The sequence below is a fragment of the Gordonia sp. NPDC003424 genome, assembly GCF_053588655.1.
The window spans coordinates 320,758-347,262 of sequence record NZ_JBSFQJ010000003.1; the positions used below are offsets into that span (position 1 = coordinate 320,758).

The window sequence follows — 26,505 nt, forward strand, 5'->3', positions numbered from 1 at the left end:
GTGGGCACCTGTTAGATCAAGTTTGTGGGAACCCCACAAATCCTTGCGATAAGGTTCATGCTCACCAACACCCACAAAAGCGGAGCGGACGGTGTTCTCTAGTCACGTGCTGTCGATCCTCGCGCCCGGACAGGGCTCTCAGACTCCAGGGATGCTGACCCCATGGTTGGACCTTCCCGGTGCCCGCGACCAACTCGCGACATGGTCAAAGCTGACCCGACTGGATCTCGAACGACTCGGGACCACCGCCACCGCCGACGAGATCACCGACACCGCGGTCACCCAACCGCTTGTCGTCGTCTCGGCGCTGCTGGCGTTCGATGAACTCACCAAGCGGACTCACCTGCCCGCGGACGCGGTGGTTGCCGGCCATTCGGTCGGCGAGCTCGCCGCGGCGGCGATCACCGGTGTGATCACCGGCGACGAAGCGGTCGGCCTGGCCGCCATCCGGGGCGCCGAGATGGCCAAGGCCTGCGCCCTCGAGCCGACCACGATGGCCGCGATCCTCGGCGGCGACGAGGACGAGGTGCTCGCCCGGCTCGACGAACTCGGTCTCGACCCGGCCAACCGCAACGCGGTCGGCCAGATCGTCGCGGCCGGTGCGGTCGACGCCATCGACGAGCTGATCGCCAATCCCCCCGCCAAGGCCCGCATCCGCAAGCTCGCGGTGGCCGGCGCCTTCCACACCCGCTACATGGCGCCTGCCCAGGACGCCGTCGCGGCGGCCGCGGCCCGGATCACCCCCGCGGATCCCGATCGGACGTTGCTGTCGAACTCCGACGGTCAACCTGTAACGAACGGCGCCGATGCGCTGACAAAACTAGTGGGACAGGTCTGCAAGCCCGTCCGTTGGGACCTCTGCTCGGCGTATCTGCGCGAGCACGCCACCACTGCCGTCGTCGAACTGCCGCCCGCCGGCACGCTCGTCGGCATTGCCAAACGAGAGTTGAAGGGCACGCCGTCCCTGGCCTGCAAGACCCCCGACGATCTCGACACCATCACCGAACTTGGATAGCGGTCGCGGCCGTTAGGTCGTGACCCCCGGAAAACCCGCCGAACCCGGGTTGTCCAAGCATCCGTGGACCCGTCGCGTCCGCGCGTGCTCCGGAGTACTCACAGCGAATCAAAGAAGGAAGAGGAACCACACAGTGGCTGCCACCCAGGAACAACTCATCGCCGGTATCGCCGAGATCATCGAGGAAGTCACCGGCATCGAGCCGTCCGAGGTGACCATGGACAAGTCCTTCGTCGACGACCTCGACATCGACTCGCTGTCGATGGTGGAGATCGCCGTCCAGACCGAGGACAAGTACGGCGTGAAGATCCCGGACGAGGATCTCGCCGGCCTGCGTACCGTCGGTGACGCCGTCGCCTACATCCAGAAGCTGGAGGCCGAGAACCCCGAGGCCGCCGCCGCCATCCAGGCGCAGATCGAGGCAGAACAGAACTGATGAGCTCGCCCTCCCTCCGCGAATACTCCACGCTGGGCGGGAACTTCCCGAGCGTGGTGGTCACCTCCATGGTGGCCACCACCTCGCTGGGCGAAGACCTCGACAGCACGTGGAAGAAGTTGATTGCGGGCGAGTCCGGCATTCGGTTGCTGACCGACGACTTCGTCACGCAGTACGGCGAACTCCCGTGCCGTGTCGGCGGCCGGATGCTCAAGGACCCGGCCGACGAGGTCACCCGCATCGAGGCACGCCGGATGGCGTACGTCGAGCGGGTCGCGCACGTGATGAGCAAGCGACTCTGGGCACACGCCGGTGAGCCCGAGGTCGACCCGGACCGCCTCGCCGTGGTGCTGGGCACCGGCCAGGGCGGCGGCGACGCGATGGTCGCCAACGTCAAGGCGATCGAGGAGTCCGGCAACTACCGCAAGGTCTCCCCGCTGGCCGTGTCGATGGCCATGCCCAACGGACCGGCCGCGATGGTCGGACTCAACATCGGCGCCCGCGCCGGTGTCATCACCCCGGTCTCCGCCTGTTCGTCGGGCGCCGAGGCCATCGCGCACGCATGGCGGCACATCGTCATGGGTGACGCCGACATGGTCGTCGCCGGTGGCGTCGAAGGGCACATCGATGCGATTCCGATCGCCGCGTTCTCGATGATGCGCGCGATGAGCACCCGCAACGACGATCCGGCCGGCGCATCGCGTCCGTTCGACAAGGACCGCGACGGCTTCGTGTTCGGCGAGGCCGCGGCGATGCTGATCCTCGAACGCGAAGAACACGCCAAGGCGCGCGGCGCGCACATCCACGCCCGTGTCCTGGGAGCCGGTATCACCTCCGACGGCTTCCACCTGGTCGCCCCGGACCCCAGCGGTCAGGGCAACGCGCGGGCGATGACCCGGGCCATCCAGACCGCCGGCCTGACCAAGGCCGACATCACCCATATCAATGCCCACGCCACGGCGACACCGATCGGTGACACCGCCGAGGCCGTCGGCATCAATATGGCGGTCGGCCAGCATGCCGCGGTCTATGCACCCAAGTCCGCACTCGGACACTCCATCGGCGCAGTCGGGGCGCTGGAGTCGGTGCTGACCATCAAGAGTGTCGAAGAGGGAGTCATCCCGCCGACGCTCAACCTGGACAACCAGGACCCCGAATGCGACGTCGACGTCGTCCATGGTGAAGCCCGCTACGGGCAGATCGATTACGCGTTGAACAACTCGTTCGGATTCGGTGGGCACAACGTTGCGCTCGCCTTCGGTCGCTACTGACCAACTTCACCCCGACACCAAGGAGAGTTGCGATGACCACATTGGCCCCCATCACCGGCCGTGAGGAAGCGGCAGATCCGCGCGATCCGCTGCTCCGGTTGACCAACTTCTTCGACGAGGGGACGATGTCGCTCCTGCACACCCGCGACAAATCGGGTGTGCAGGCGGCCATCGGCTTGGTCAACGGCGTCCGCACCGTCGCCTACTGCACCGACGGCTCCGTGATGGGCGGCGCCATGGGTGTGGTCGGGTGCGCTCACATCGTCAGCGCCATCGACACCGCGATCACCGAACAGGCGCCGGTCATCGGCATCTGGCACTCCGGTGGCGCCCGGCTCGCCGAAGGTGTCGAGGCACTGCACGCGGTCGGACAGGTCTTCGAGGCGATGGTCCGCGCGTCGGGGTACGTCCCCCAGATCTCGGTCGTCGTCGGCTTCGCCGCCGGCGGCGCCGCGTACGGGCCGGCGCTCACCGACGTGGTCATCATGGCGCCCGCCGGCCGGGTGTTCGTCACCGGCCCCGACGTCGTCAAGAGCGTCACCGGCGAATCCGTCGACATGGAGACGCTCGGCGGTCCACTCGCCCACGGCAAGAAGTCCGGCGTGTGCCACATCATCGCCGACTCCGAACCCGACGCCTACTGGCGTGCCCGTCGGCTCGTGTCGACCTTCAGCAAGCAGGGACACTTCAATCGGGAGCAGGCCGAGGCCGGTGACACCGACCTCAAAGCCCTACTGCCCGAGTCGAATCGCCGCGCCTACGACGTCCACCCGATCGTCACCTCACTCCTCGACACCCAGCTCGCCGCCGACGGTGAGACCGAGGTCACGACATTCGAAGAGCTCCAGGCGAAGTGGGCACCGAACATCGTCGTCGGCTTCGGCCGGCTGGCCGGTCGCAGCGTCGGCATCATCGCCAACAACCCCCTGCGCATGGGCGGTTGCCTCAACTCCGAGAGCGCCGAGAAGGCCGCTCGCTTCGTCCGGCTCTGCGACGCCTTCGGCGTCCCGCTGATCGTCATCACCGACGTGCCCGGCTACCTGCCCGGCGTCGGCCAGGAGTGGAACGGTGTGGTGCGCCGCGGCGCGAAACTGCTGCACGCCTTCGCCGAATGCACCGTCCCCCGCGTCACCCTGGTGACCCGCAAGATCTACGGCGGCGCCTACATCGCGATGAACGCCCGATCGCTGGGCGCGACCGCGGTGTTCGCATGGCCCGGCTCCGAGGTCGCCGTGATGGGCGCCAAGGCCGCCGTCGGCATCCTGCACAAGAAGGCCCTCGCGGCCGCCCCCGAGGACGAGCGCGAAGCCCTGCACGACCGTCTGGCCGCCGAGCACGAGTCCATCGCCGGCGGTGTGGGCCGTGCCATGTCGATCGGTGTGGTCGACGAGGTCATCGACCCCGCCAAGACCCGCAGCCGCATCGCCGAAGCATTGGCCGCGGCCCCGGCACGACGCGGACGGCACAAGAACATACCTCTGTAGTTTGGCGGCGACTCCGTCGCCGCGTGTTGACCGGCCTCAGTCCCTGGTCTTCCCGTAACTTGGCGGCGACTCCGTCGCCGCGTGTTGACCGGCCTCAGTCCCCGGCCTTCCCTCCTCGTCGCAGGGTCGCTACGCTCCCGTGCTCCTCGTCAGTCCAGACCGGGGCCGGCCGATCAACGCTCACCCTCCCATCCGTCGACTGCGCCACCCTCCCCAGTTCCCTGAGGTTCGAGGCGCCAGCCGAGCCACGAATGGCCGCCCTCGACACGCATCTGTTTCCTCGGCGCTGCTCAGGACCCGCCACGGAGGGTCTCCACACCAACACATGATTCGACCCCGGTGGGCACCCACCGGGGTCGAATCATCTCTCGGCGCTTGCGGATTCGCCGAAGGCTCTCACTATCCCACGCGCTGCTGCAACCACGTCACCTCGGCGCCGGCCCCACCCATCCGGTACGACTCGAGGGCGTCGTCCCACGCGGTGCCCAGCGCGGCCTCGAGTTCGCCGGCAAGCCCTACGCTGTCGGGCATCGCGTCGATCATGGCGCGCAGCTGCATCTCGCCGATGATCACGTCACCGTTGGCGCTCGTCGACCCACGCCACAGGCCGAGCCCGGGCACGTAGCTGAAGCGCTCACCGTCGACGCCCTCACTGGCGTTCTCGGTGACCTCGAAGCGCAGCACGGACCATTCGCGCAGCGCGGTCACCAATCGCGCCCCGGTGCCGACGGGCCCCGCCCAATCGACGGTGGCGCGCTGCATCCCGGGGTCGGCTTCCTGCGCGGACCACTTCAGGTTGGCGCGCGCATTCAGGGTCGACGACAGAGCCCACTCGACATGCGGGCACAGCGCCACCGGCGCCGAGTGGATGTACACCACTCCTGTTGTCATGTCCGCAAACTGGTTCAGATTGCGCACCTTGCTCACCTCCGGTTTCGACGAGGAACGTCTTCCCCAACTCCCTCATCAGCACCGGATATCACATTGTTGTGATTAATTGTGCCCCATGGGACACGTGTTGCGCCAGTTTCTGGTGATGTTTCTCAGGATTGCGCGGCCGCGGCCACCACGGTGTCGTTGAACTCGCTCCACAGGGGCTTCGCCCAGGCACCGAACGGCCGGTCGGTGAGCACCACGCATGCGGCGCTCAGCTCCGGATCCACCCACAGGAACGTCCCCGACTGGCCGAAGTGCCCGAAGGTGCCGGGCGAGTTACGGGACCCGGTCCAGTGCGGCTGCTTGTGCGACCGGATCTCGAATCCCAGTCCCCAGTCGTTGGGGCGGTGTTTGCCGTAGCCCGGGACGAAGCCGTCGAGCCCGGGGTAGGCGACGCTGCGCGCCCGATCGGCGAGCTCCTCGGACACCAGCGCCGGGGCGAGCAGGTCGGCGGCGAAGCGGCTCAGATCGGCGACGCTGGACCGGGCGCCATGTCCTGCCGGACCGGCGAGTTCGGTGGCGTCGAGACCGAGAGGTTCGCACACCGCCTCGTGCAGGTACTGCGCGAAACCGATCCCACTGGCCGCCTCGACCGTCTCGGCGAGCACCTCGAAGCCGGCACTGGAATAGATCCGTTGGGTCGCCACCGGCGCGGCGACCTCCCGGCTGTCGAAGGCCAGTCCGGACGCATGCGCCAACAGGTGGGCCACGGTGGCACCGGGGGGTCCGGCGGCGTCGTCGAGCTCGATCGCCCCTTCCTCGACGGCGACCAGCACGGCTTGGGCGACAAGCAGTTTCGTCACCGAGGCCAGTTCGTACACACGGGCGGGGTCGCCGAACTCCTCGACGACCCCGCCCGTGGTGATGAGTGCGGCCGAGACGTGCTCGACCGGCCAGTCCGCTAGTGCGTCAAGTGTGGACACACCGCGCTACGCTACCCGCTGCCCGGTATCGCAGAGTCAGTGATCCGCGTCGGTGTAGCGGATGACGCCGCGGATGTTCTTGCCGTCCAGCATGTCCTGGTATCCCTCGTTGATCTGGTCGAGGCGGTACTGCCGGGTGATCATGTCCTCGATGTTCAGCTTGCCCATCCGGTACATCGACAACAGGTTGGGGATGTCGAGCTTCGGGTTGCCGCCACCGAACAGCGAGCCCTGCAGGTTCTTCTGCATCAGGGTGAGCATGGCGAGGTTCAGGGTGACCTGGTTCTCCATCATGTTGCCCATGCCGGTCAGCACGCAGGTGCCGGCCTTGGCGGTGATGCCCATCCAGGTGTCGACGTCGGACCCGTGCACCTCGCCGACGGTGACGATCACCTTGTGGCACATGTGTCCATGCGTGACCTCGGCGATCGACATCGCCGCCTCCTCGACGGACGCGAACGTGTGGGTGGCGCCGAACTTCATGGCCTGCTCACGTTTCCACTCGACCGGGTCGATCGCGAAGATGTTGCGGGCGCCGGCGATGACCGCACCCTGCAGGGCCGCGGTACCGACGCCGCCGACACCGACGATCGCGACGTCCTCGCCGGGGCGGACGCTGCCGCTCTGCGTCGACGATCCGTAGCCGGTCGGGATTCCGCATCCGCACAGCGCCGCGACCTCGAACGGGATGTCCTTGTCGATCTTCACCACGGACGCCTCGTGCACCACCATGTACGGCGAGAACGTGCCGAGCAGCGTCATCGGATAGACCGGTTCGCCGGCCGCCGTATGGATGCGGAACGTGTTGTCGGACACCGCCTCGCCCTGCAGCAGCATGGCACCGAAGTCACAGAGGTTCGACTGACCCGCCTTGCACGACGGACACTTCCCGCACGACGGGATGAACGACAGCACGACGTGGTCGCCCACCTCGAAATCGGTGACCCCCTCCCCGACCTGTTCCACGACACCGGCGCCCTCGTGCCCGCCGAGGATCGGGAACCCGGCCATCGGGATGCCGCCGGTCATCAGGTGATGATCCGAGTGGCACATGCCCGCGGCTTCCATCCGGATCTTGACCTCGCTGCGCTTGGGATCGCCGATCTCGATCTCCTCGATCGCCCACGGCTTGTTGAGCTCCCGCAGCAGCGCACCCTTGGTCTTCATCTGGCAATCCTCCACGTGTAGACAAGCGTCCCCCGAGGCGTTCGACCCCTGAACCGACGCAACGACAATCTGACTGAGACCCTAGTCACTTTCGGCGAAAAATGGAACGTGTTCTAGTCCCGGGTTTCACGCTCAGTTCGCGAGGCCGGCGTCCTTGCTGCCGTATTCGTTGCGCAGCGACGGCTTGACGACCTTGCCGCCGGCGTTCCGGGGCAGTTCGGCGACGATGACCAGGTCCTTCGGGTGCTTGAAGCGCGCCAGGTTCTCGTTGAGGAAGGGCTCCATCTCCGCGAGGGTGAGGTCGTCGACACCGGCCGCGAGCACGACCACCGCCACCGGCACCTCCCCCCACTTCTCGTGTGCGCGACCGATGATCGCCGCCTCGGCGATCTTGGGATGGCCGAACAGCACGTTCTCCACCTCGGCGCAGTAGATGTTCTCGCCGCCGGAGATGATCATGTCCTTGGCCCGGTCGACGACGTAGAGGAAGCCCTCCTCGTCCTCGCGGACCAGGTCGCCGGAGTGGAACCATCCGCCGTGGAAGGCGTCCGCGGTGCCCTGCGGGTTCTGCCAGTACCCGGCCATCATGTTCGGGCCGCGGTAGACGATCTCGCCGACCTCGCCGGGCGTGACGTCGTTCATCTCGGGGTCGACGATGCGGGCGGTGACGGCCGGCACCACCTTGCCGATCGAGCCGATCTTGCGCAGCGCGTCGCGGCCCTCGAGGACGCACGTGATCGGCGACATCTCCGTCTGCCCGAAGACCGCGACGTTGATCGCGTCCGGGAAGGTCTCGTTCATCGCGCGCAGCACGGTGTCCGACGCCGGCGCCGCACCCCAGCTGATCACCCGCAGCTTCAGATCACGCGGCTTGGCCTGCTGGGCGGCACACACGGCCTGCCACTGCGCGGGCACGAGGAAGATCGACGTGGTGCCCTCCCGTTCCAGGGTGTCGAGCATGTCGTCCGGGTCGAAGGCGCCGAGCGGATGGATGACCGAGAGCGCACCCATGTAGAACAGCGGGGTCATCGCGCCGAGGCCGGCGATGTGGAACATGGGCGCCACGCAGGCGCCGATGTCGTCGGAGCTGGTCTGCAGCGCCTGCAGGCAGGTGACCGCCTGGGCCTGCAGGTTCTGGTGGGTCAGCATGGCGCCCTTGGGTTTTCCGGTGGTTCCCGAGGTGTACATGATGAGCGACACGGTGTCTTCGGGGACGTCGATCTCGGGCAGGTCCGACGCGTCCTCGGCGACGAGGGCTTCGTAGTCCAGGTGTGCGTCGTTGCCGGTCTCCCCCACGACGATGGTGGATTCGATGGCTCCGGTGGCCGCACCGACCGCGTCGGCGAGCGGGGCGAGCAGCGCCTCGGTGACGATGACCTTCGCACCGCTGTCGCTGACCAGGAAGGCGACCTCGGCCGGGCTCATCCGGATGTTGACCGGCACCGGGATGGCCCCGATCAGGTTGGCGCCCAACACCGCCTCCACGTACTCAGTGCGGTTGAGCAACAGCATCAGGATGCGGTCACCGAACTTGACGCCGCGCCGGTGCAGGGCGGCCGCGAACGCGTGCGTCCGCTGGTCGAGTTCGCTCCACGTGGTCACGTTGCCGAGGAACTTCAGCGCCGGACGATCCGGGGTCATGAAGGCGTGCCGCCGCACCTGATTGTTCCAGTGGTTGCGGCGGGACCTCAGCGGCTCGGTGGTCAGGTCACTGTTGGTGTCGATGGTCGCGGTCATGGGGTATCTCCTCACGAATGATGGTGCAGAAAAAGAGGTTTCAGCGCTTGACGCCGAGGAAGGCGGCGATCGCGGCCTGGAATTCGGGCGATTGCAGGAGTTCGGTCTGACCGGCGAGCTCCCGATCGAGCGCGGGCTCGAGACCGCCCATCGTATGGGCGTCGAGGGCGGCCTTCGTCAGCCGCAGCGCCCGCGGCGACGTGGCGGCCAGTTTGGCCACCGCCGCGTCGACGGTGGTGTCGAGAGCAGCGCGGTCGGCGACCACCTTGGTGACCAGGCCGGCGTCGAAAGCCTCTGTGGCCGGCAGTTTTTCACCGAGCAGCGCCATCGCGTTGGCCCGCACCCGACCGATCGAGGTGGCCACCGACATGGTGGCACCGCCGTCGGGCATCAGGCCGATGTTGACGAACGAGAGCAGGAAGTACGACCGTTCGGTGGCGTAGACGAGATCGGCCGCGAGCGCGAGCGACGCGCCGACGCCGGCCGCGGCGCCGTCCACCGAGGCGATGACCGGGACCCGGACCGCTCGCACGGCCCGCGCCAGTTCCGAACCGCCCGAGATGAACCCGCGGGCCTGCTCGGGGTCCAGTCGGCCGTCGGCGTTCCCACTGGCTGCCGACATGAATCCGCCGATGTCGGCGCCCGAACTGAAGCTGCCGCCGGCCCCGTCGATGACCACCACGCGGACATCGTCGGAGTTCGCCCAGTCCCGCAGGGCGGTGACCAGACCCGTGCTGACGACGTCGTTCAGCGCGTTCTTCCGCTGCGGACGGTTGATCTCGATCCGGGCCACCCCTCGGTCATCGACACTGACCCGAATCTCGTCTCCACCATCCACCTCATGACTCACTGCCGGCTCACCTCTCACCCTCGACACCGGCCCTCTGTGGGTCGGCGACTACCTCACACTACTATCACACTGCGAGCAAGATCACGAGAATCCCAGTTAACTTAACTTGTCCAGTTACCGCTCTGACGTGGCCTTATCTGTCAGCAAGGGGAAATGTCTGTGGTGAAGTCGATCTCCGGTTACGCTGTCGGGTCATGAGTGCCCGTCCGTCTCCGTCGGCGCCGAGTCCGGTCGGCACGCCCGCACGCCGCCGCCCAGCCGACCGGCGTCTGGTGATCCTCCGGACCGCGGCGAAGGCCTTCAGCGAGCACGGGTATCACGCGGTGCGACTCGACGACATCGCCGACACCGCGGGGCTCTCCGCCCCGGCGCTCTACCGCCACTTTCCCAACAAGTACGCCCTGTTCGCCGAGACCGCCCGCATGCTCGCCGACGCGCTGGCCGACGCGACGGCCGCGGTGCCGGCGACACCCGATGCCCCCGAGACCGAGTTGCGGAACCTGCTGCGTGCACTCACCGTGACATCGATCGCCAACCGGCGCACCGGCGGCCTCTACCACTGGGAACTCGGCTATCTGACCGGCGACGACGCCGACCACGTCCGGTCGATCGTGGTGGCCCAGCACCGTCGGATTCGCTCCGCGCTGCTAGCCCTGCGCACCGATCTCGACCTCGAGACCGCCGACGTGCTCACCGCCGCGATGACCAGCGTGGTGGCCAGTCCCGCCACCCATCGTGCCGGCCTGCCGGCCAGACAGATCGAGGAGTTGATCACCACCGCTGCCATGTCGCTGGCCGATCTACGGCCGCCCGCCGGGGTCGACGCAGTGCCGCCACCCGCCACGGGCGGTCTGGCACCGACGTCGAAACGCGAACTGCTGCTGACGGAATCGATCCGGCTGTTCGCGGCGCGCGGCTATCACGACGTCACCATCGAGGACATCGCGCAGGCCGCCAACCTGCCCGCGTCCGGCGTCTACCGTCACTTCGACTCGAAGTCGGCCATCTTGCTCGCCGCGTTCTGGCGCGCGTCGGACCGGGTGTCGGCGATGATCGCCGATGCGTTGTCGTCGTCGACCACGCCGCGCGAGGTGATCGTCGAACTCATGACCCGATACTCCGACATCGCGGTGCGCAACACCGCGATGCTGAGTGTCTACGTCACCGAGATCGGCAATGTCGCCGCGCCGCAGCGCGCGGAACTCCGGGCGCGCCAGCGCATGAACGTCGACGAATGGGCCGCCTGGGTGGAACAGGAACGCCCCGAGCTGAGCGTGGCGCAGGCACGCTTTCTCGTGCACGCGGCGCTCAACCTGACCATCGATCTGACCCGTCTGCGCGGCCGGCCCACCGCGCCGCTGATCTCCGCGATCGGGATTCGCGTGCTGCTCGGGCCGTCAGACGGTGTCGATGTCGGAGAGTAGCCAGCGACCGTTCTCCCGCTGCAACGTGACCTTCACCCGCGATTGGTACGGAATGCCTTCCGGTACCTGCGCATTCACGTCCGGTGAGGTGACGGTCTGGTCCAGCGCGACCAGAACGGTGGCGCTTGAATCCGAGATCGATTGCAGCCCTGCCTCTTTCGCCACCGCCTTGGATGTCCCCCGCGCCGCGGCGTTACCACGCCGGGCATCGGCCGACGACGTGATGTACTCCTTGGCGAACGCCGGGGTCGAGACCTCACGGATCCTCCGGTCCAGGTCGGCGTAGTTCGCCGGGTCGTAGGTGGTCAGCTCGGCGGCGTAGCGGCGGGCGGTGTCCATCGCGTCCCGGCGGGTCGCCTCGGAGACGCCGGCCGCGTCGGCGCGGTGCGACGCCTGTACATAGGCATGTGCCAGATACGCCGTCGACACCGCGAGGCCGGCCACGAGAACCGATAGGATCACCAGCGCCACGGTCATCGGACGGATCGATGATCGCCGACGCCGGTCGGTCGGTACCCGTCCCGGGGTGCGAGCCGCCTTGCGTTCGGCCTCCTCGCGGTGCCGCTCCCGGTTCGCCCGGTTGGTGGCGAGGAAGTCGTCACCGTCGAGCGGCGTGGGACTGTCCGAGGCGGACTCGGGCGCCGTGTCCGGCGAACGCGAAGTCTTGGGCATGACGACCAATGTAGCGAGTGCGGCGTGTCCCGGATCACGCCGCCTATCACATATATTTGACGAATGACATCGAGCAAGTCGTCGACGCAGCGGGCCGGGGCACCGCGCCTACGCCGCCGCCCGCAATTGTCGGAGGAGGTGGCCACCCATCTCCGCGAGCAGATCATGACGGCGGCGATCCGCCCCGGGGACTTCGTCCGGATGGACGAGACCGCCGAACTGCTCGGCGTCAGCGTCACGCCGGTACGGGAGGCGCTCCTGACGCTGCGCGGCGAGGGGATGGTCAATCTCGCCCCGCACCGTGGGTATGTGGTCGCCGAGCTGAGCCGCACCGACGTCGACGATCTCTTCTGGCTCCAGGGCGAGATCGCCGTCAAGATGGCGTTGCGCACCGCCGATGCGATCACTCCCGAGCAGATCGACGACCTCGAATGGCACATCGGCCAACTGCGTGACGCGCTGGCATCCGGTGACGGTCAGCGGGTTGCGGTGGCCGAGTTCGAGTTCCACCGGGCGCACAATCGGATCGCGTACAGCGGCAAACTGGCGTGGTTCCTGTTGAGCGCCACGCGGTACACGCCGTCGCGGCTGTATGCCAACGACCCGGACTGGGGTGTGGTGGCACTGGATTCGCATACGAAGTTGCTCGAGGCGTACCGATCGGGAGATCGCGAGCAGGTGATCGAGCAGACGCGCCGTCAGTTCACCGACGGCGCCGCTCGGCTGACCCGCCATCTGGAGAAGTCGGGTATCTGGGACGACGAACCCGCCGACTGACTCGCCCGGCGGGCACGATCCGCCCACGCGTCCGGTAGGGTGTCGGAGTAGCGCCGCCCAGGGCGGGGCTGGTCACCCCCGACGACCAGCTCCGCCCTGGGCGGCGCTGATTTGTCGGTCACGTGGTCGGGACATCGGCCGGCGGTGTGGTCGTGGCCGTGTCCCCGTGGAGCATCGCGCGGCATTCTTCGGCGCTGTGTATCCGGATGCAGTCACTCCACGCCTGTTGCTCGTCGGTCCAGGGGTGCCGGGCGTGCTGGCCCTTGTCGGCCACCCACACGTAGTTGTCGCAGATGATCGGGGTACCGCCGGCGTCGGTGGTTCGTCGGCCGATGTCCGCACCGATACACGGGTCCCCGATCGACGGACCGGCCGCGGCCGGTGTCGGCTCGATGATCAGCGTCGTGGTCGTCACCGACGGCGTGGTCGACGATGGCACCGTCGACGGGGTTGACGCGACCGACGACGAACTCACCGACGAGGTGTCGGTGGTGGCCGACTCCGACGCCGCGCAGGCCGTGAGGCCCAGTGCGCATACTCCGGCGGCGAACGCCGCGATGACGTATCTCAATGGCTGACGAGTCCTTCGATCGGCTCTCGTGAACCGTCTGTGCCGCAGGCACTTCACGAGGTGTGGTGCGATTCTATGGTGCGGATCGTCGTGTGGCCGGGCGAGGTTCGGGCCGCGATCGGGTAAGACAAAAACACCCGCCACCGTTGGTACGGATGGCGGGTGTCTGGTGGCTCCCCCGACTGGACTCGAACCAGTAACCGTTCGATTAACAGTCGAATGCTCTGCCAATTGAGCTACGGGGGAATGCTCTCGAACCGAGTGATGACTCTAGCGCATGGACACGGCCGAGAACAAAACGCCTGCACGCAGCCGATTCAGTGTCCGGCGACGATGTCGGCCTCGTCGACGGTGACCGGGGTGCGCGCGCCGGGCAGGAACCAGTACGCCAGGCACACGATGCCGAAGAACACATAGCCGAGCGCCACCTGGGGGTTGGCCGCCCAGGATACTTCGGGCGCGTGGATCAGTCCGATGAACGAGAGCGCCGCACCGACGGCGCAGGCGATCGCGGCGAACTGGAACTTCTTCTCCAGGATGAAGGTCACGATGGTGCCCAGGACCAGGCCGACCAAGACCGCGCCCTGCCCTAGCGTCACGAGTCCGTCGTACACCACACCCGCACTGTTGAGTGCATCGTTGCCGACCTTTCCGGCCGTGGTGCCGGCCGCGCTGAGCGCGTTGTCGATCAGGCCGCTCGCCCATTGCGCGAGGTTCGGGATGATCGCCGCGACGACCGCCACCGCATGCAGTCGCGGTACGGCCTGGAACGCCTGCGCCCCGATCAGCAAGCCGATGTAGAGCAGGATCGGCACGATCGCCGGGACTGGGAGCAGCGCGTCGAGCACACCGAACAGCCCGGCGAAGCACAGGATGCCGACGAACACACCGCTGGCCAGTGAGTAGCTCGATCGTCCGCCGGCGTCCTTCCAGCCCGGGTGACCGATGTAGACCGCGGGCGGGAACGGCGAGCCGAAGGCCGCACCGATGCACGCGCCGGCGCCGTCGGCGAGCAGGACGCTCCGGAGGTTGTAGTTGTCACCGGCGGCTGCGGCGCTCTCCACGTTGCTCATCGCCTCGGTGAAGTTGTAGACGCCCAGTGGAATGGCGGTGCCCAGCAGCGGCGCGAGATGTCCCAGACCGGAGAAGAGCAGGTCGATGCGCTGGTCGGGGATGCCGACCGCGATGTCGGAGATGGCCGAGGTCAGATCGGGCACCGACATGAACCCGCCGATCCAGCCGATCGCCGTGCCCACCAGCAGCGCGGCCAAACCCACCGGGATGTTGCCGGGCAGCCGGACATCGGTGAAGAAGCCGATCAGGATGATCGCGAGGACCGGCAGACCGATCCAGGCCGCATCCCACATCTGCGCGGCGGGCCGCATCGAGATGAAGGTGAGCGAGATGCCGGCCAGGGTGCCGAGCATCGCGGCGCGTGGGGTCAACCGGCGGACGTACGGTCCGACGAAGGCGCCGATCATGACGATCACACCGATCATGAACGCCCACGCGAGTCCGGCCTCCCAGGCCTGCACCGCGTCGTTCGTCGACAGGTAAACCGGCAGCATCACGACGAACACGACGATGAACATGTGCGGCACGCTCGGCCCGTACGGCAGCGCGGTGACGTCGGTCCGGTTCTCCCGCTTGGCCAGTCGCCGGGCCAGGAACGTGTAGTAGACGTTGCCCAGCACCAGCGCGACACCGAGCGCGGGCAGCACGGTCCCCAGGACGTCGCCGGCCGGGATCTTGACGACGCCGATCATGAGGCCGGTCAACGTGAGCACGTTGACCAGGATGTTGAAACCAAGCCCGAAGAAGGCGTTGGTGTCGCCGCGGGTCCACCACGGCACGGCGACCGCCGATGAGGGCGGTTCGATGGGTGGCGCGGATTCTTCGGTGGTGCTCATGCCGGACTGGCTCCTCTGTGATCGTGGGACCGAACTCAGGACGCGACCGACGGCGACGCTGCCGAGGACGTGGTGACGGCGGCGATGAGGTCGTCGCTGTCGGCGGTCCACCCGAAGATGCCGCCTTGCGCGGCGATCATCTCCAGACCGACCCGTTGGAACTCCGGAAAGTACGACCCGACGCAGTCGGCGACGACCACGCACTCGTAGCCGCGGTCGTTGGCCTCCCGGGTGGTCGTGTGCACGCACACCTCGGTGGTCACACCGGTGACCAGGAGCTGGGTGATGCCGTTGTCCGCCAATGCCTTCCCCAGGCCGGTCGCATAGAAGGCGCCCTTGCCGGGCTTGTCGATGACCAGTTCGCCGGGGATCGGGGCGAGTTCGTCGACGATGTCGTGCCCGTACTCGCCGCGGATCAGGATGCGGCCGAAGGCGCCCGGATCGCCGATCCGTTTGGACGGCGCACCCCGATTGAGCTTCGCGGGCGGGCAGTCGGACAGATCGGGCAGGTGCCCCTCCCGGGTGTGGATCACCATCATGCCGGCGCCGCGGGCGGCATCGAGCAGCGCCGCGAGCGGCGCCACCACCTTCTGCAACTGCGACACGTCGTTGCCGAGGGTCTCGCCGAATCCCCCCGGCAGCAGGAAATCTCGCTGCATGTCGATGATGATCAGGGCGGTGTGGTCGAGGTCAAGCGCGATGGGCTCGGGCGCGGCAGGGACGGTCACGAGATCGGTCACGGGATGAGCCTTTCGGAGTCGAGGACTGACGGGGCCGCCGCGACGTCGCGGGGTTCGTCGAGAAGCGCCGCGGCGACCTGCAATACGGTCTGATCGGACAGCGCGTTGCCCAGCAGCATCGCGCTGTGCGGGCGTCCGTCGGCGGTGTGACCCTGCGGCACCGCGACGCCGAGCAGGTCGAGCAGATTGCCGAAATGCGTGTAGTGGCCGAGCATCGTGTTGGCCCCGATGGGGTTGTCGAGGACCTCGCCGACGGTGAACGTCCGTCCGATCGTCGGCACGACGAGCACATCGGTGGTGCGCCAGATCCGACCCACCTCGGCGCGCAACTCCCGCAGCCTCTGCAGCGCCGCGAAAGCATCCACCGCGGAGTACTTTTCGCCGCTGCGCAAGATGTCGCGAACGACGGGATGGATGGCATCTGGATGCTCGGCGAGAAAATCGCCGAACACCACGAGGCGTTCGGCCACCCACGGCCCGGCGTAGAGCAACTCACCGGCGGCGAGGAAGGGCGCCAGCGACACCTCGACGATCTCGATGTCGATCGGGAAGACGTTCTGCGACAATTTCTTTCGGAACGCCAGATGTGCCGACCGCATGGCGTCGTCGCCGAAGAACTCGAGCTCGTCGACCGGCGGCAGCCCCACCGTGACCGGCTCGTCGACATAGGGTTGTCCGGCGTCGCGCGACCACGGATCGCCGTCGTCACGGCCGGCCATCACCGCCATCACCCGGTCGACGTCGTCGACACAACCCGCCATCATCGTGATGCAGTCGAGCGACTTGCACGCGGGTACCAGTCCGACGGTGCTGATCAGTCCGCGGGACGGCTTGTAGCCCACGACCCCGTTGAGTGCGGCGGGTACGCGACCGGAGCCGGCGGTGTCGGTGGCGACGGCGAAGGGAACCTGGCCGAGGGCGACCGCCAGCGCCGACCCCGAACTCGATCCGCCGGAGATCATGTCGCCGCCGTACACGCTGCGCGGAACGGTGTACGGCGTGCGGGTGCCGTTGAGGCCGGTGGCGAACTGGTCGAGGTTGGTCTTGCCGACGTAGAGGGCGCCGGCGTCGAGGAGTCGCTGCACCGCGGGCGCCGTCCGGTCGGGAACGTAGGCGTAGTCGGGACACGAGAGCGTGGTGGGCACCCCCGCGACGTCGATGCTGTCCTTCACCCCGAACGGCACACCGCAGAGGGGCAGCGCCCGCGCACCCGGCCTGTCCTCGAGTTCGGCTGCGGCGGAGAGCAATTCATCGCGCGGCACGGTGGACAACCAGGTCCCGTCGTCGCCGCGTGCCTCGATGGCATCGGCGACCGCCCGCGCGGTTCGGGTGGGCGAACCGCTCCCACTCACGTGACTCTCCAGGATTTCGGCCACGGACGGGCCCAGGGAAGGTCCGACATTCGGCCGGAGAGCTTTGTCCATACCGTCGATTGTCGACAGAATTGTGGCGTCTGCGGATCGATTGTGTGTCGGTTGTGTTAGGCATGTCTCTCGATTCCAGTGCAAGACCCGCAAAAGAAATTGGGAGACATGCCCTCTAGCGGGCTTCGGCCGCGCCCGACAGGTCGAGGTACTGCAGGTGGCCGTGATCGTGCATCGCGGCGATCACCGCGACCGGGTCGTTGGCCTCGAGCGCGTCCAGGATGGCCACATGGCGCTGCACACCGTCTTCGGGGCCGTGGTGATCCCGCGACTCCGCCCTCAGGTTGACCGCCATCGGCAGCTGGAGTTTCAGCAGGATCGGTTCGAGGGTGATGTCGAGTTGCCGGTTGCCGGCCAGCCCCACCACCGCGGCATGGAATCGACGATGAGCGTCGTCCTTCGCCAGATCGTCGGACGCCCGCTTCATGTCCTCGACCGCCGCCCGGACCGGTGCCAGCGCAACGTCCGGATCGGCCAACGGCAACGCCGATTCCACCGCGAAACGCTCCAGCACCTCGCGAAGCCCGAACAACTGCACGATGTCCTGAGGTGACCACTCGGTCACGCGCGTCCCCTTGCGGGGCTGGTGCTCGACGAGCCCCTGCTGCGCGAGCAACCGCAGCGCCTCGCGCACCGGCGCACGACTGATGCCCAGGTCGGCGCACAGATTCTCTTCGACGATCTTCTCCCCCGGATGCAGGCCACCGGAGAGGATGGCGTCCCGGATGCGGCGACCGGCGACGTCCACCAGGCTCTCCGGGAGCGCGCTGTCCCCATTCGCCCCGTCGGCCCCGGTCATGCGCTCCTCGCCTCGTCGTCGGATGTCTGGCTCACCTGCAGTGTAGGGCGTGCGGCGACGCGGCGGCCCGATCGGCGGAGTCTCGGGCCCGTTGCGGTAATGTGCAGCGGCGGACCTGTGTGTCCCACCGGGGCGGTAGCTCAGTCGGTTAGAGCCGCGGACTCATAATCCGTAGGTCGCGGGTTCGAGCCCCGCCCGCCCCACCACGAACCTCGCCAATCAGTCGCCGTCGTCATTCACTATGACGACAATCACGTCATTCGCAGTGCGTAAAACTGCCCGTCCACTGCCCGAACGGACAGGTGAGGCCCCATACTTTTGTGCAACAGCCAGCGTCGTCTGTCCCGAGTGATCAGGAGGGCGATCATGAGCACGAAATACATCTGGGGCCAGCCGCAACCTTCGCCTGACCGTTGCGTGGGTGCGCACACCTACGCCGGCGGATGCAAGTACAACTCCACCGACCCCCATCGGCCGCTCTACCCGGAGGAGCTCCGGCCCGGCGCTCGTCGCGGCACGGCCGAAGCCGCCTGATCCCCACCTGACGTCAGAGGCTTCCGGAACGCCCCTTCGGTGTCCACTTCGTCTCGCACCCGACATGCCGGGTGAGACGAAAGTCCTTTGTCTGCGCAAAAAACGCCGATAGCTCGTCGTCGAGGCGCAGGATGGAGGGAGAGACGCAGGAGGTTGCGATGCCGGAATCCATGCCCACCACCCATGTCCGTGATTTCACCGAGCTGAGTCTGGCCGACGCCGAGGAGGCGGGCGGTAAGGGAGCGAATCTCGGGGAACTCGTCAGCGCCGGGCTCCCCGTCCCGCCGGGATTCGTGCTCCTGCGCGACTGTTACCGCACGTCGATGGCGGCCGCCGGGGTCGCCGACGACCTGGCGTCGCTCCACCGTGACGCCCTGGCGTCCGCCTCTGATCCGGCCGAACTGGACCGGCTGTGCGGCGAGATGCAACAGCTCGTCGCCAAAGCCGGTGTCGCCGAACAGGTCCGGGACGAGATCTGCGATGCCTACCGCCAACTGGGGTCCGATGTCCCGGTGGCGGTGCGGTCGTCGGCGACCGGTGAGGACGGACGTGACGCATCCTTCGCCGGGATGAACCGGACACTGACCGACATCGTCGGTGCCGACGCGCTCGTCGACGCCGTCAGCAAATGCTGGATGAGCCTCTTCGGCCCGCGGGTGGTCGCCTATCGCGCCGGGCGCGGCTTCACCGCCGAGCCGGCGATGGCCGTCGTCGTGCAGCGGATGGTCGAATCGCGGCGCGCAGGTGTGGCTTTCACCGCCGACCCGAGCACGGGCGCGCTCGACCGGATCGCCATCGAGGGCGCACTCGGGCTCGGCGAGGTGGTCGTGTCGGGGCTCGTGCAGCCCGACACCTACATCGTCGACAAGAAGACCCTCGGCGTTCTGGAAACCCATCTGGGACATCAGGATTTCCGTATCGTTCGCGGCCCCGACGGCGCCGACGTCACCGAGCAACTCTCCCCCGACCTCGCCGACGCACGCGTGCTCGACGACGACGCGCTGCGCCGGGTCGCGGAACTGGCCACCGCCGTCGAGAAGCACTACAAGAGCCCGCAGGACCTGGAGTGGGCGATCGATCCCGGCGGTGACACCTGGCTCGTACAGGCCCGGCCGATCACCACGCTGACCCCCACCGCACCCGGCACCATTCTGGCCCGCGGATTGTCGGCGGCCCCGGGCACCGCGTCGGGCGCCGTGCGCATCCTGCACTCGCCGAACGAGGGCGCCGCGCTGCTCGACGGCGAGATCCTCGTCGCGCCGATGACCAACCCGGACTGGCTGCCCACGCTGCGGCGCTCCGCCGCGATCGTCACCGACGCGGGCGGTATGACGTGCCACGCGGCGATCGTCGCCCGCGAACTCGGCATCCCGTGCATCGTCGGCGCACGCAGCGCGACCAAGGATCTGACACCGGCAGACGTGGTCACTGTCGACGGCACCCACGGTCAGGTCCGTGAGGGCAAGGAGACGATACCGTCGGTGACCGTCACCGAACCGGCCCCGGCCGCGCCGAGTCCCGCGGCGATCACCGCCACCAAGATCTACGTCAACCTCGCGATGCCGGAGGCCGCCGAACGGGTGGCCGCCACCGATGTCGACGGCGTCGGGCTGCTGCGCGCCGAGTTCATCCTGTCCGAAGCCCTCGACGGGCGTCATCCGCGTGACCTGATCGCCCATGACGAGAGCGAGGAACTGGTCGACCGTCTGGCCGGTTCGGTCGGGAAGATCGCCGCCGCGTTCGCTCCGCGTCCGGTCATCTATCGCGCAACCGACTTCCGCAGCAACGAGTTTCGCAATCTCAAGGGCGGTGAGGCCTTCGAGCCGATCGAGCACAACCCGATGATCGGGTACCGCGGCTGCTTCCGCTACATCAAGGAGCCCGACCTGTTCGCGCTGGAGATGCGCGCGCTGGCGCGCGTCCGGGAGGACAGCCCGAATCTCGGTCTGATGATCCCGTTCGTGCGGACCAAGTGGGAGCTCGAGGAATGCCTGTCGCTCGTCGACGCCAGCCCGCTCGGACGGCAACGCGGACTGCGCCGGTGGGTGATGGCCGAGGTTCCCTCCGTGGTGCATTGGCTGCCCGAGTACGTCGGGATGGGCATCGACGGTGTGTCGATCGGCAGCAACGACCTCACGCAGCTGATGCTCGGTGTCGACCGCGATTCGGAGATCTGCGCGGAACTCTTCGACGAGTCCGACGCCGCGGTGCTCGACGCCATCGGCCAGATCATCTCCACCGGCCGGCGCCTCGGTATCACCACATCGTTGTGCGGACAGGCTCCGTCGACGAAGCCGGCGTTCGCCGAACACCTTGTGGCCGCAGGCATCACATCGATCTCGGTCCTCCCGGACGCCGTCACTCGCACGCGCCGCATCGTCGCGGCCGCCGAGCAACGGCTCCTGCTCGAGCAGGCGCGAGCCTGACTCCCCCGCCGGCGCCACCTCTCAGGCGCCGGGCTCCACCGCCTGCTCGAGCAGACTACGACGGTACGCCTCCAACGCGACGAGATCCCCGAACACCGCGTTGTAGGCGTCCGGATCGTCGCCGGGCGCCATGCGCCGCAGACGCGACTTGATGTCGGCGATCTGGGAACCCACCCAGACCTCCTGCAGGCGGGCCAGGACGCTGATGATGTAGCGCGGGATGTTGTCCTCGGTGACCGGCATCGACTCGACGGCGAGTTCGGTGACCAGCGGTCCGACCACCGGATCGTCGACGGCGTTGTGGACCGCGTCGACCCACTGCGCGCCGCCCATCCCGGTGGCGGTGCCGCCGATCGTGGTCATCGCGGTGCGGATGGCGGCGTAGGCGGGTTCGGTGAAACATTGCACCGGAAGCGAATCGAACACCGTGCCGGCGATCGCCGGATATTGCAGCGCCGCCTTGAGCGCCTCGCGTTGCGGCCACAGTCGCGGGTCCGACGCGATCGGGCGTGCGGTGGGCGGCGCCGAGCGCGCCTCGGGACGTTGCCGGCGCGCCGGGCCGCGCCCGTTGGTCGCCGCCGCCGACCCGGTGGCCCGGGCGTACCGCGCCCCCTCTTCACGGACGCGGCTGAGCACCTGGCCGACCTCTTCCCAGCCGACCCACCCGGCCAGCTGCCGCGCGTATTCGTCGCGCAGCGCGATGTCCTTGATCCGGGCGACCACCGGAACCGCCTCGCGCAGCGCATGGACGCGCCCCTCGGCGGTGTCGAGATCGTGTGCGGCGAGCAGTGTCTTGATCGCGAACTCGAACATCGGGACGCGGCGCGCGATCAGGTCACGCACGGCCGCGTCGCCGTGCCGTTGCCGCAGTTCGCACGGGTCCATCCCCTCGGGCGCGATCGCCACGAAGGTCTGTCCGGCGATGGCTTGCTCACCTTCGAAAGCCTTGAGCGCGGCCGCTTTTCCGGCCTCGTCACCGTCGAAGGTGTAGATCACCTCGCCGCGGAAATACGAGTCGTCCATCATCAGCCGCCGGATCAGGGCGAGATGCTCCTCGCCGAACGCGGTGCCGCACGATGCGACGGCGGTGGTCACCCCCGCCAGATGCATGGCCATGACATCGGTGTAGCCCTCGACGACCACCACCTGATGTCCTTTGGCGATGTTGCGCTTCGCGTGGTCGAGTCCGAACAACACCTGAGACTTCTTGTACAGCATGGTTTCCGGCGTGTTCATGTACTTGCCGAGGTTGTCGTCGTCGAAGAGTTTGCGGGCGCCGAAACCGATGATGTCGCCGCCGAGGTTGCGGATCGGCCACAGCAACCGGCGGTGGAACCGGTCGATCGGCCCCTTGCGACCCTGCTTGGACAGTCCGGCGGCCTCGAGCTCGCTGAACTCGAATCCCGCCGACAGCAGCGTCTTGGTCATCGTGTCCCATCCGGCCGGCGCGTATCCGCAACCGAACTGGGTGGCCGCCGCCGCGTCGAAGTCACGCTCGGTCAGATAGTCACGGGCCGGCTGCGCCTCCGGTGTCTGCAGCTGCGCCACGTAGAACTTGTGCGCGGCGGCGTTGGCCGCCACCAGCCGGGCCCGGGTGCCGCGGTCGCGGGTGATCGCCGGGCCGCCACCCTCGTAGTTGATGCGGTAGCCGATCCGGTCGGCGAGCTGCTCGACGGCCTCGACGAAACTGATGTGTTCCTGCTTCTGCAGGAACGTGTAGACGTCGCCGCCCTCTCCGCAGCCGAAACAGTGGAAATGGCCGTGATTGGGGCGGACGTGGAACGACGGGGTCTTCTCGTCGTGGAAGGGACACAGTCCCTTCAGGCTGTCGGCGCCGGCCCGGCGCAACGCCACGTAGTCGCCGACGATGTCCTCGATATGTGTCTGCTCACGGATTTCCGTGATGTCACGATCGGGGATTCGGCCTGGCACGCGGACCAGTGTAGTGACTGTCCCGACGCCGTCGAATCGGCTATCCCAGGTGCGCCTGGGCGCCGGAGTTCTGGCGGTCCGACCGCTCCAGCCGGCCCTCGGTCATCGACGCGATCTGATCGACGACGACCCGCAGGCGCGCGGCGTCGTCACCGGCCTCCTGCCACATCGGGACGAAGATCGGGTCCAGCCCGCCGGGCGCGGCGGCCGTCAGCCACACCGCGACCCGATGAATCCGTTCGCGCTGCCGCTGCTGATTGGCCTTGTGCCGAACGTTGGAGAAGATGAACCGCAGGGCGAGGGTCTTGAGGATGGCGACCTCGGCGGCAACCAGCGGCGAGACCGTCAGATCGGCGTCGTAGCGCGAGATCGACCGGTTGCCCACCACCTCGCGGGTGCCGGTGATGGCCGCCGACGCGAACCGCCCGATGAGTTCGCTGGTGAGGCGCTTGAGCTTCACCGACGCGTCCAGGCTCCCGTCGAACACCCCGACGTCGCGGACAATCTCCATGCGCGACAACCGATCTGCCGCCTCGATGAGCGGTTCGGGTTCCAGTTCCGGGAACTCGCGGACACCGATCTCGGCGAGCGCCCGCTGGTCGGTCGGGTCGCCGAGGGTGCGCAGGTCGATGCGGTTGGCGATCACCCCGTCCTCGAGATCGTGCACCGAGTAGGCGACGTCGTCGGACCAGTCCATCACCTGCGCCTCGATGCACTGCCGATCGCCGGGTGCGTCGCGCCGCACCCAGTCGAGCGCGGCGAGATCGTCGTCGTAGGCGCCGAATTTCACCTTCGGTGGCCGCCGGGTCCACGGATACTTGAGCGTGGCGTCCAGCGATGCACGGGTCAGGTTGAGGCCGGCGGTGCGTCCCTGCGCGTCGAGCAGCTTGGGTTCGAGCCGGGTCAGGATGCGCAGGTTCTGGGCGTTGCCCTCGAACCCGCCGATGTCGGCGGCCACCTCGTCGAGCGCCCGCTCTCCGTTGTGCCCGTACGGCGGATGCCCGATGTCGTGGGCCAGACCGGCGAGCTCGACGAGGTCGGGTTCGCAGCCCAGACCGATGGCGATGCCCCGGCCGATCTGGCCCACCTCCAGCGAATGGGTCAGACGCGTGCGTGGGGTGTCGCCTTCCCTCGGGCCGACGACCTGCGTCTTGTCGGCCAGGCGCCGCAACGCCGCCGAATGCAGCACGCGCGCACGGTCGCGCGCGTACTCACTGCGGTGGTCGGTGCGGGTACCGGGCAGGCTGGCGACCTTGGGCGCCTCCGGCACGATCCGCTCGACGGCCTCGTCGCCGTAGTCCGCCGTCGGCGGGATGGCGGTGGTGGTGCTAGTCAATCCATCCCCGGGACGAAGCCAGATCGAGGAACCGCTGCCGGATCGCCACGATCTGACCGGCCGTCAGATCGTCGGAGGCGTCGAGCAGCAGTTCGGTGATCTCCTCGGACAGCGGTCCGCCACCGCGGGGGCGACGGGGGCGGTCACGACGGTCACCGCGATCGCCACGGTCGGGCCGGTCGCCGCGGTCGTGGGAACGCCCGCCGTGGCCGTGGTCCTCGCGACGATGCGCGCGTGCCGCGGCGGCGTCCTCGGCCGGCGCCTCCTCGGTCACCGCGACGTTGACCGCCTTGGCTCCCCGGTCGGTCTCCTCGATGTCGAAGGAGACCTTCGCGCCGGGCTTGAGCGAGTTCTCGTCGATGTCGATGTCGTTGATGTGCAGGAAGACGTCCGCACCCCCGGATTCCGGCGCCAGGAACCCGAAACCCCGGTTCGCGTCGTAATGGACGACCTTGCCACTGACGGTCATGCTGCACTCACTCTCCTCGTCGCGCGCCGAACGGACCCCGTGCCCGCCGGGACGCGACAACTCCACACTCAACTATGACAGATATCCGCAGGTCGTACCGTATGTCGGGCGACCCTCCGAGCAGCCCCCGAGCGGGCCGACGCCACCCCACCGCTCCCTGAGGAGCCCGCGAGCGAAGCGAGCGAGCGTCTCGAAGGGTCAGGCGCCCAGCAGCTTCCCGCCGAGATACTCGACGACCTTGTCCAAGGCGACGCGTTCCTGGCTCATGGTGTCGCGCTCGCGCACGGTGACGGCCTGGTCGTCGAGGGTGTCGAAGTCGATGGTCACACAGAACGGGGTGCCGATCTCGTCCTGGCGGCGGTAGCGCTTGCCGATGCCCTGCGCGTCGTCGAACTCGACGTTCCAGTGCTTGCGCAGCTCGTCGGCAAGCCCCTTCGCCTTCGGCGACAGCTTCTCGTTGCGGGAGAGCGGCAGCACCGCCACCTTGACCGGCGCCAGGCGTCGATCGAGTTTGAGCACCGTGCGGGTGTCGGTGCCGCCCTTGGCATTCGGCACTTCCTCCTCGGTGTAGGAGTCGCACAGGAAGGCCATCAGCGACCGGGTCAGGCCGGCCGCCGGTTCGATGACGTATGGGGTGTAGCGCTCGCCGGTGGCCTGGTCGAAGAACGACAGGTCCTCGCCGGAGTGCTTGGAGTGCGTCGACAGATCGAAGTCGGTGCGGTTGGCCACGCCCTCGAGCTCACCCCACGGGTTGCCGGAGAAGCCGAACTTGTACTCGACGTCGACGGTCCGCTTGGAGTAGTGCGAGAGCTTGTCCTTGGGATGCTCGAACAGGCGCAGGTTCTCCGGATCGATGCCGAGGTCGGTGTACCAGTTGAATCGCTCGTCGATCCAGTACTGGTGCCATTCCTCGTCCTCCCCCGGCTTGACGAAGAACTCCATCTCCATCTGCTCGAACTCGCGGGTCCGGAAGATGAAGTTGCCCGGCGTGATCTCGTTGCGGAAGCTCTTGCCGATCTGGGCGATGCCGAACGGCGGCTTCTTGCGCGCGGTGGTCATCACGTTCTTGAAGTTGATGAAGATGCCCTGCGCGGTCTCCGGACGGAGGTAGTGCAGACCCTCTTCGTCGTCGACCGGACCGAGGAAGGTTTTCATCAGACCGGAGAACGCCTTCGGCTCGGTCCAGCTGCCGGGCTGACCGGTGTCCGGATCGTTGATGTCGGCGAGGCCGTTGGCCGGCGGGTGCCCGTGCTTGAGCTCGTAGGCCTCGATGAGGTGATCGGCCCGGTAGCGCTTGTGGGTGTGCAGCGACTCGACGAGCGGGTCGGTGAACACCTCGACGTGCCCGGACGCCTCCCACACCTGCCGCGGCAGGATGACCGAGGAGTCGAGGCCGACGACGTCGTCGCGGCTGGTGACCATCGAACGCCACCACTGGCGCTTGATGTTCTCCTTGATCTCGACGCCGAGCGGCCCGTAGTCCCAGGCCGATTTGGTTCCGCCGTAGATCTCACCGCACTGGTAGACCAGACCTCGACGCTTGGCGAGGTTGACGACGGCTTCGACGCGGTTGGACTGGGCGGCCACGGTTAACTGATCTCCAGACTGGGACGACGGTATTGACAACCCCTATAGGGTAGCCGCCGCTCTGCCCGGTCAAAGAATCCGACCT

General features: G+C 67.7%; 24 protein-coding genes and 2 tRNA genes. 10 read left to right on the plus strand and 16 right to left on the minus strand.

What is annotated here, in order from left to right; all coding sequences use genetic code 11:
* The first annotated feature begins 106 nt into the window (after window positions 1-106).
* The 4 genes from ACWDTI_RS06560 to ACWDTI_RS06575 all read left to right on the plus strand — a co-directional run bounded on the left by ACWDTI_RS06560 (window position 107) and on the right by ACWDTI_RS06575 (window position 4,206).
* Window positions 107-1,015 carry an ACP S-malonyltransferase gene (locus tag ACWDTI_RS06560; protein ID WP_449737419.1) on the plus strand — a complete coding sequence of 303 codons (909 nt, stop codon included), beginning with the start codon at window positions 107-109 and terminating at the stop codon, window positions 1,013-1,015.
* Between the two features lie 133 nt (window positions 1,016-1,148).
* Entirely contained in the window at window positions 1,149-1,451 is a 303-nt protein-coding gene (acpM, locus tag ACWDTI_RS06565) for a meromycolate extension acyl carrier protein AcpM (RefSeq protein ID WP_449737233.1), read from the plus strand.
* Window positions 1,451-2,722, plus strand: a complete 1,272-nt coding sequence (locus ACWDTI_RS06570) for a KasA/KasB family beta-ketoacyl-ACP synthase (RefSeq protein WP_449737234.1) — start codon at window positions 1,451-1,453, stop codon at window positions 2,720-2,722. Before acpM ends, ACWDTI_RS06570 begins: the two co-directional genes overlap by 1 nt.
* A 32-nt stretch (window positions 2,723-2,754) precedes the next feature.
* Window positions 2,755-4,206, plus strand: a complete 1,452-nt coding sequence (locus ACWDTI_RS06575; protein WP_449737235.1) for an acyl-CoA carboxylase subunit beta — start codon at window positions 2,755-2,757, stop codon at window positions 4,204-4,206.
* A 399-nt stretch (window positions 4,207-4,605) separates the two neighbouring features.
* On the opposite strand, the gene ACWDTI_RS06580 is transcribed toward ACWDTI_RS06575, so the two are convergent.
* The 5 genes from ACWDTI_RS06580 to ACWDTI_RS06600 form a co-directional block, all read right to left on the minus strand.
* Window positions 4,606-5,124 (minus strand): DUF3145 domain-containing protein, encoded by a 519-nt coding sequence (locus ACWDTI_RS06580; protein ID WP_449737236.1) that lies wholly within the window; start codon window positions 5,122-5,124, stop codon window positions 4,606-4,608.
* A 125-nt stretch (window positions 5,125-5,249) separates the two neighbouring features.
* Window positions 5,250-6,065, minus strand: a complete 816-nt coding sequence (locus ACWDTI_RS06585) for a serine hydrolase domain-containing protein (RefSeq protein WP_449737237.1) — start codon at window positions 6,063-6,065, stop codon at window positions 5,250-5,252.
* Between the two features lie 36 nt (window positions 6,066-6,101).
* A complete protein-coding gene (locus tag ACWDTI_RS06590) occupies window positions 6,102-7,232 on the minus strand; it encodes an NDMA-dependent alcohol dehydrogenase (RefSeq protein WP_449737238.1) in 1,131 nt (376 codons plus the stop codon).
* 132 nt (window positions 7,233-7,364) lie between these two features.
* A complete protein-coding gene (fadD5, locus tag ACWDTI_RS06595; protein WP_449737239.1) occupies window positions 7,365-8,969 on the minus strand; it encodes a fatty-acid--CoA ligase FadD5 in 1,605 nt (534 codons plus the stop codon).
* 40 nt (window positions 8,970-9,009) lie between these two features.
* Window positions 9,010-9,819, minus strand: coding sequence for an enoyl-CoA hydratase-related protein (locus tag ACWDTI_RS06600; protein WP_449737240.1), 810 nt, complete (start codon window positions 9,817-9,819; stop codon window positions 9,010-9,012).
* Between the two features lie 194 nt (window positions 9,820-10,013).
* On the opposite strand from ACWDTI_RS06600, the gene ACWDTI_RS06605 reads away from it, so the two are divergent.
* On the plus strand, window positions 10,014-11,243 hold the full coding sequence (locus ACWDTI_RS06605) for a TetR/AcrR family transcriptional regulator (RefSeq protein ID WP_449737241.1): 1,230 nt from the start codon (window positions 10,014-10,016) through the stop codon (window positions 11,241-11,243).
* Here ACWDTI_RS06605 and ACWDTI_RS06610 read toward each other — a convergent pair.
* The gene (locus ACWDTI_RS06610) at window positions 11,217-11,915 is read right to left on the minus strand and encodes a hypothetical protein (RefSeq protein WP_449737242.1); all 699 of its coding nucleotides are present in this window, start codon (window positions 11,913-11,915) and stop codon (window positions 11,217-11,219) included. The genes ACWDTI_RS06605 and ACWDTI_RS06610 overlap by 27 nt on opposite strands.
* Window positions 11,916-11,978: 63 nt before the next feature.
* Between ACWDTI_RS06610 and ACWDTI_RS06615 the strand changes: the two genes are divergently transcribed.
* Window positions 11,979-12,692: a GntR family transcriptional regulator gene (locus ACWDTI_RS06615; protein ID WP_449737243.1), complete on the plus strand. Its 714-nt coding sequence runs from the start codon at window positions 11,979-11,981 to the stop codon at window positions 12,690-12,692.
* A 118-nt stretch (window positions 12,693-12,810) separates the two neighbouring features.
* Here ACWDTI_RS06615 and ACWDTI_RS06620 read toward each other — a convergent pair whose 3' ends face one another.
* The gene (locus tag ACWDTI_RS06620) at window positions 12,811-13,107 is read right to left on the minus strand and encodes a hypothetical protein (RefSeq protein ID WP_449737244.1); all 297 of its coding nucleotides are present in this window, start codon (window positions 13,105-13,107) and stop codon (window positions 12,811-12,813) included.
* On the opposite strand from ACWDTI_RS06620, the gene ACWDTI_RS06625 reads away from it, so the two are divergent.
* On the plus strand, window positions 13,097-13,270 hold the full coding sequence (locus ACWDTI_RS06625) for a hypothetical protein (protein ID WP_449737245.1): 174 nt from the start codon (window positions 13,097-13,099) through the stop codon (window positions 13,268-13,270). The genes ACWDTI_RS06620 and ACWDTI_RS06625 overlap by 11 nt on opposite strands.
* Before the next feature lie 163 nt (window positions 13,271-13,433).
* Here the strand turns inward: ACWDTI_RS06625 and ACWDTI_RS06630 are convergent.
* The 5 genes from ACWDTI_RS06630 to ACWDTI_RS06650 form a co-directional block, all read right to left on the minus strand.
* Window positions 13,434-13,509: transfer RNA gene (locus ACWDTI_RS06630), tRNA-Asn, on the minus strand.
* A 71-nt stretch (window positions 13,510-13,580) separates the two neighbouring features.
* The gene (locus ACWDTI_RS06635) at window positions 13,581-15,173 is read right to left on the minus strand and encodes a regulator (protein WP_449737246.1); all 1,593 of its coding nucleotides are present in this window, start codon (window positions 15,171-15,173) and stop codon (window positions 13,581-13,583) included.
* Between the two features lie 35 nt (window positions 15,174-15,208).
* Window positions 15,209-15,913, minus strand: coding sequence for a cysteine hydrolase family protein (locus tag ACWDTI_RS06640; protein WP_449737247.1), 705 nt, complete (start codon window positions 15,911-15,913; stop codon window positions 15,209-15,211).
* On the minus strand, window positions 15,910-17,337 hold the full coding sequence (locus ACWDTI_RS06645) for an allophanate hydrolase (RefSeq protein ID WP_449737248.1): 1,428 nt from the start codon (window positions 17,335-17,337) through the stop codon (window positions 15,910-15,912). The genes ACWDTI_RS06640 and ACWDTI_RS06645 overlap by 4 nt, the downstream gene beginning before the upstream one ends.
* 115 nt (window positions 17,338-17,452) lie before the next feature.
* On the minus strand, window positions 17,453-18,136 hold the full coding sequence (locus ACWDTI_RS06650; RefSeq protein WP_449737249.1) for a GntR family transcriptional regulator: 684 nt from the start codon (window positions 18,134-18,136) through the stop codon (window positions 17,453-17,455).
* A gap of 129 nt (window positions 18,137-18,265) precedes the next feature.
* Between ACWDTI_RS06650 and ACWDTI_RS06655 the strand changes: the two genes are divergently transcribed.
* The 3 genes from ACWDTI_RS06655 to ppsA all read left to right on the plus strand — a co-directional run bounded on the left by ACWDTI_RS06655 (window position 18,266) and on the right by ppsA (window position 21,096).
* A tRNA-Ile gene (locus ACWDTI_RS06655) sits at window positions 18,266-18,342 on the plus strand.
* Between the two features lie 160 nt (window positions 18,343-18,502).
* Entirely contained in the window at window positions 18,503-18,670 is a 168-nt protein-coding gene (locus ACWDTI_RS06660) for a hypothetical protein (protein WP_449737250.1), read from the plus strand.
* 158 nt (window positions 18,671-18,828) lie between these two features.
* A complete protein-coding gene (gene ppsA / locus ACWDTI_RS06665; protein WP_449737251.1) occupies window positions 18,829-21,096 on the plus strand; it encodes a phosphoenolpyruvate synthase in 2,268 nt (755 codons plus the stop codon).
* A gap of 21 nt (window positions 21,097-21,117) precedes the next feature.
* Here the strand turns inward: ppsA and dnaG are convergent, their stop codons facing one another.
* From dnaG to ACWDTI_RS06685, 4 genes are all read right to left on the minus strand, one after another.
* Window positions 21,118-23,028, minus strand: coding sequence for a DNA primase (gene dnaG, locus ACWDTI_RS06670; RefSeq protein ID WP_449737252.1), 1,911 nt, complete (start codon window positions 23,026-23,028; stop codon window positions 21,118-21,120).
* A 40-nt stretch (window positions 23,029-23,068) separates the two neighbouring features.
* Window positions 23,069-24,364 (minus strand): deoxyguanosinetriphosphate triphosphohydrolase, encoded by a 1,296-nt coding sequence (locus tag ACWDTI_RS06675; protein WP_449737253.1) that lies wholly within the window; start codon window positions 24,362-24,364, stop codon window positions 23,069-23,071.
* Entirely contained in the window at window positions 24,357-24,833 is a 477-nt protein-coding gene (locus ACWDTI_RS06680; RefSeq protein ID WP_449737254.1) for a cold-shock protein, read from the minus strand. The genes ACWDTI_RS06675 and ACWDTI_RS06680 overlap by 8 nt, the downstream gene beginning before the upstream one ends.
* Before the next feature lie 198 nt (window positions 24,834-25,031).
* Entirely contained in the window at window positions 25,032-26,420 is a 1,389-nt protein-coding gene (locus tag ACWDTI_RS06685) for a glycine--tRNA ligase (protein ID WP_449737255.1), read from the minus strand.
* Window positions 26,421-26,505 lie beyond the last annotated feature (85 nt).

Excerpts from the sequence above, each read along its gene's own strand:
- ACWDTI_RS06615 (WP_449737243.1), top strand. The coding sequence starts at position 11,979 with ATGACATCGAGCAAGTCGTCGACGCAGCGGGCCGGGGCACCGCGCCTA.
- ppsA (WP_449737251.1), top strand. The coding sequence starts at position 18,829 with ATGCCGGAATCCATGCCCACCACCCATGTCCGTGATTTCACCGAGCTG.
- ACWDTI_RS06680 (WP_449737254.1), bottom strand. The coding sequence starts at position 24,833 with ATGACCGTCAGTGGCAAGGTCGTCCATTACGACGCGAACCGGGGTTTC.
- ACWDTI_RS06575 (WP_449737235.1), top strand. The coding sequence starts at position 2,755 with ATGACCACATTGGCCCCCATCACCGGCCGTGAGGAAGCGGCAGATCCG.
- ACWDTI_RS06660 (WP_449737250.1), top strand. The coding sequence starts at position 18,503 with ATGAGCACGAAATACATCTGGGGCCAGCCGCAACCTTCGCCTGACCGT.
- ACWDTI_RS06590 (WP_449737238.1), bottom strand. The coding sequence starts at position 7,232 with ATGAAGACCAAGGGTGCGCTGCTGCGGGAGCTCAACAAGCCGTGGGCG.
- ACWDTI_RS06645 (WP_449737248.1), bottom strand. The coding sequence starts at position 17,337 with ATGGACAAAGCTCTCCGGCCGAATGTCGGACCTTCCCTGGGCCCGTCC.
- ACWDTI_RS06650 (WP_449737249.1), bottom strand. The coding sequence starts at position 18,136 with ATGACCGGGGCCGACGGGGCGAATGGGGACAGCGCGCTCCCGGAGAGC.
- ACWDTI_RS06610 (WP_449737242.1), bottom strand. The coding sequence starts at position 11,915 with ATGCCCAAGACTTCGCGTTCGCCGGACACGGCGCCCGAGTCCGCCTCG.
- fadD5 (WP_449737239.1), bottom strand. The coding sequence starts at position 8,969 with ATGACCGCGACCATCGACACCAACAGTGACCTGACCACCGAGCCGCTG.
- ACWDTI_RS06635 (WP_449737246.1), bottom strand. The coding sequence starts at position 15,173 with ATGAGCACCACCGAAGAATCCGCGCCACCCATCGAACCGCCCTCATCG.
- ACWDTI_RS06570 (WP_449737234.1), top strand. The coding sequence starts at position 1,451 with ATGAGCTCGCCCTCCCTCCGCGAATACTCCACGCTGGGCGGGAACTTC.
- ACWDTI_RS06605 (WP_449737241.1), top strand. The coding sequence starts at position 10,014 with ATGAGTGCCCGTCCGTCTCCGTCGGCGCCGAGTCCGGTCGGCACGCCC.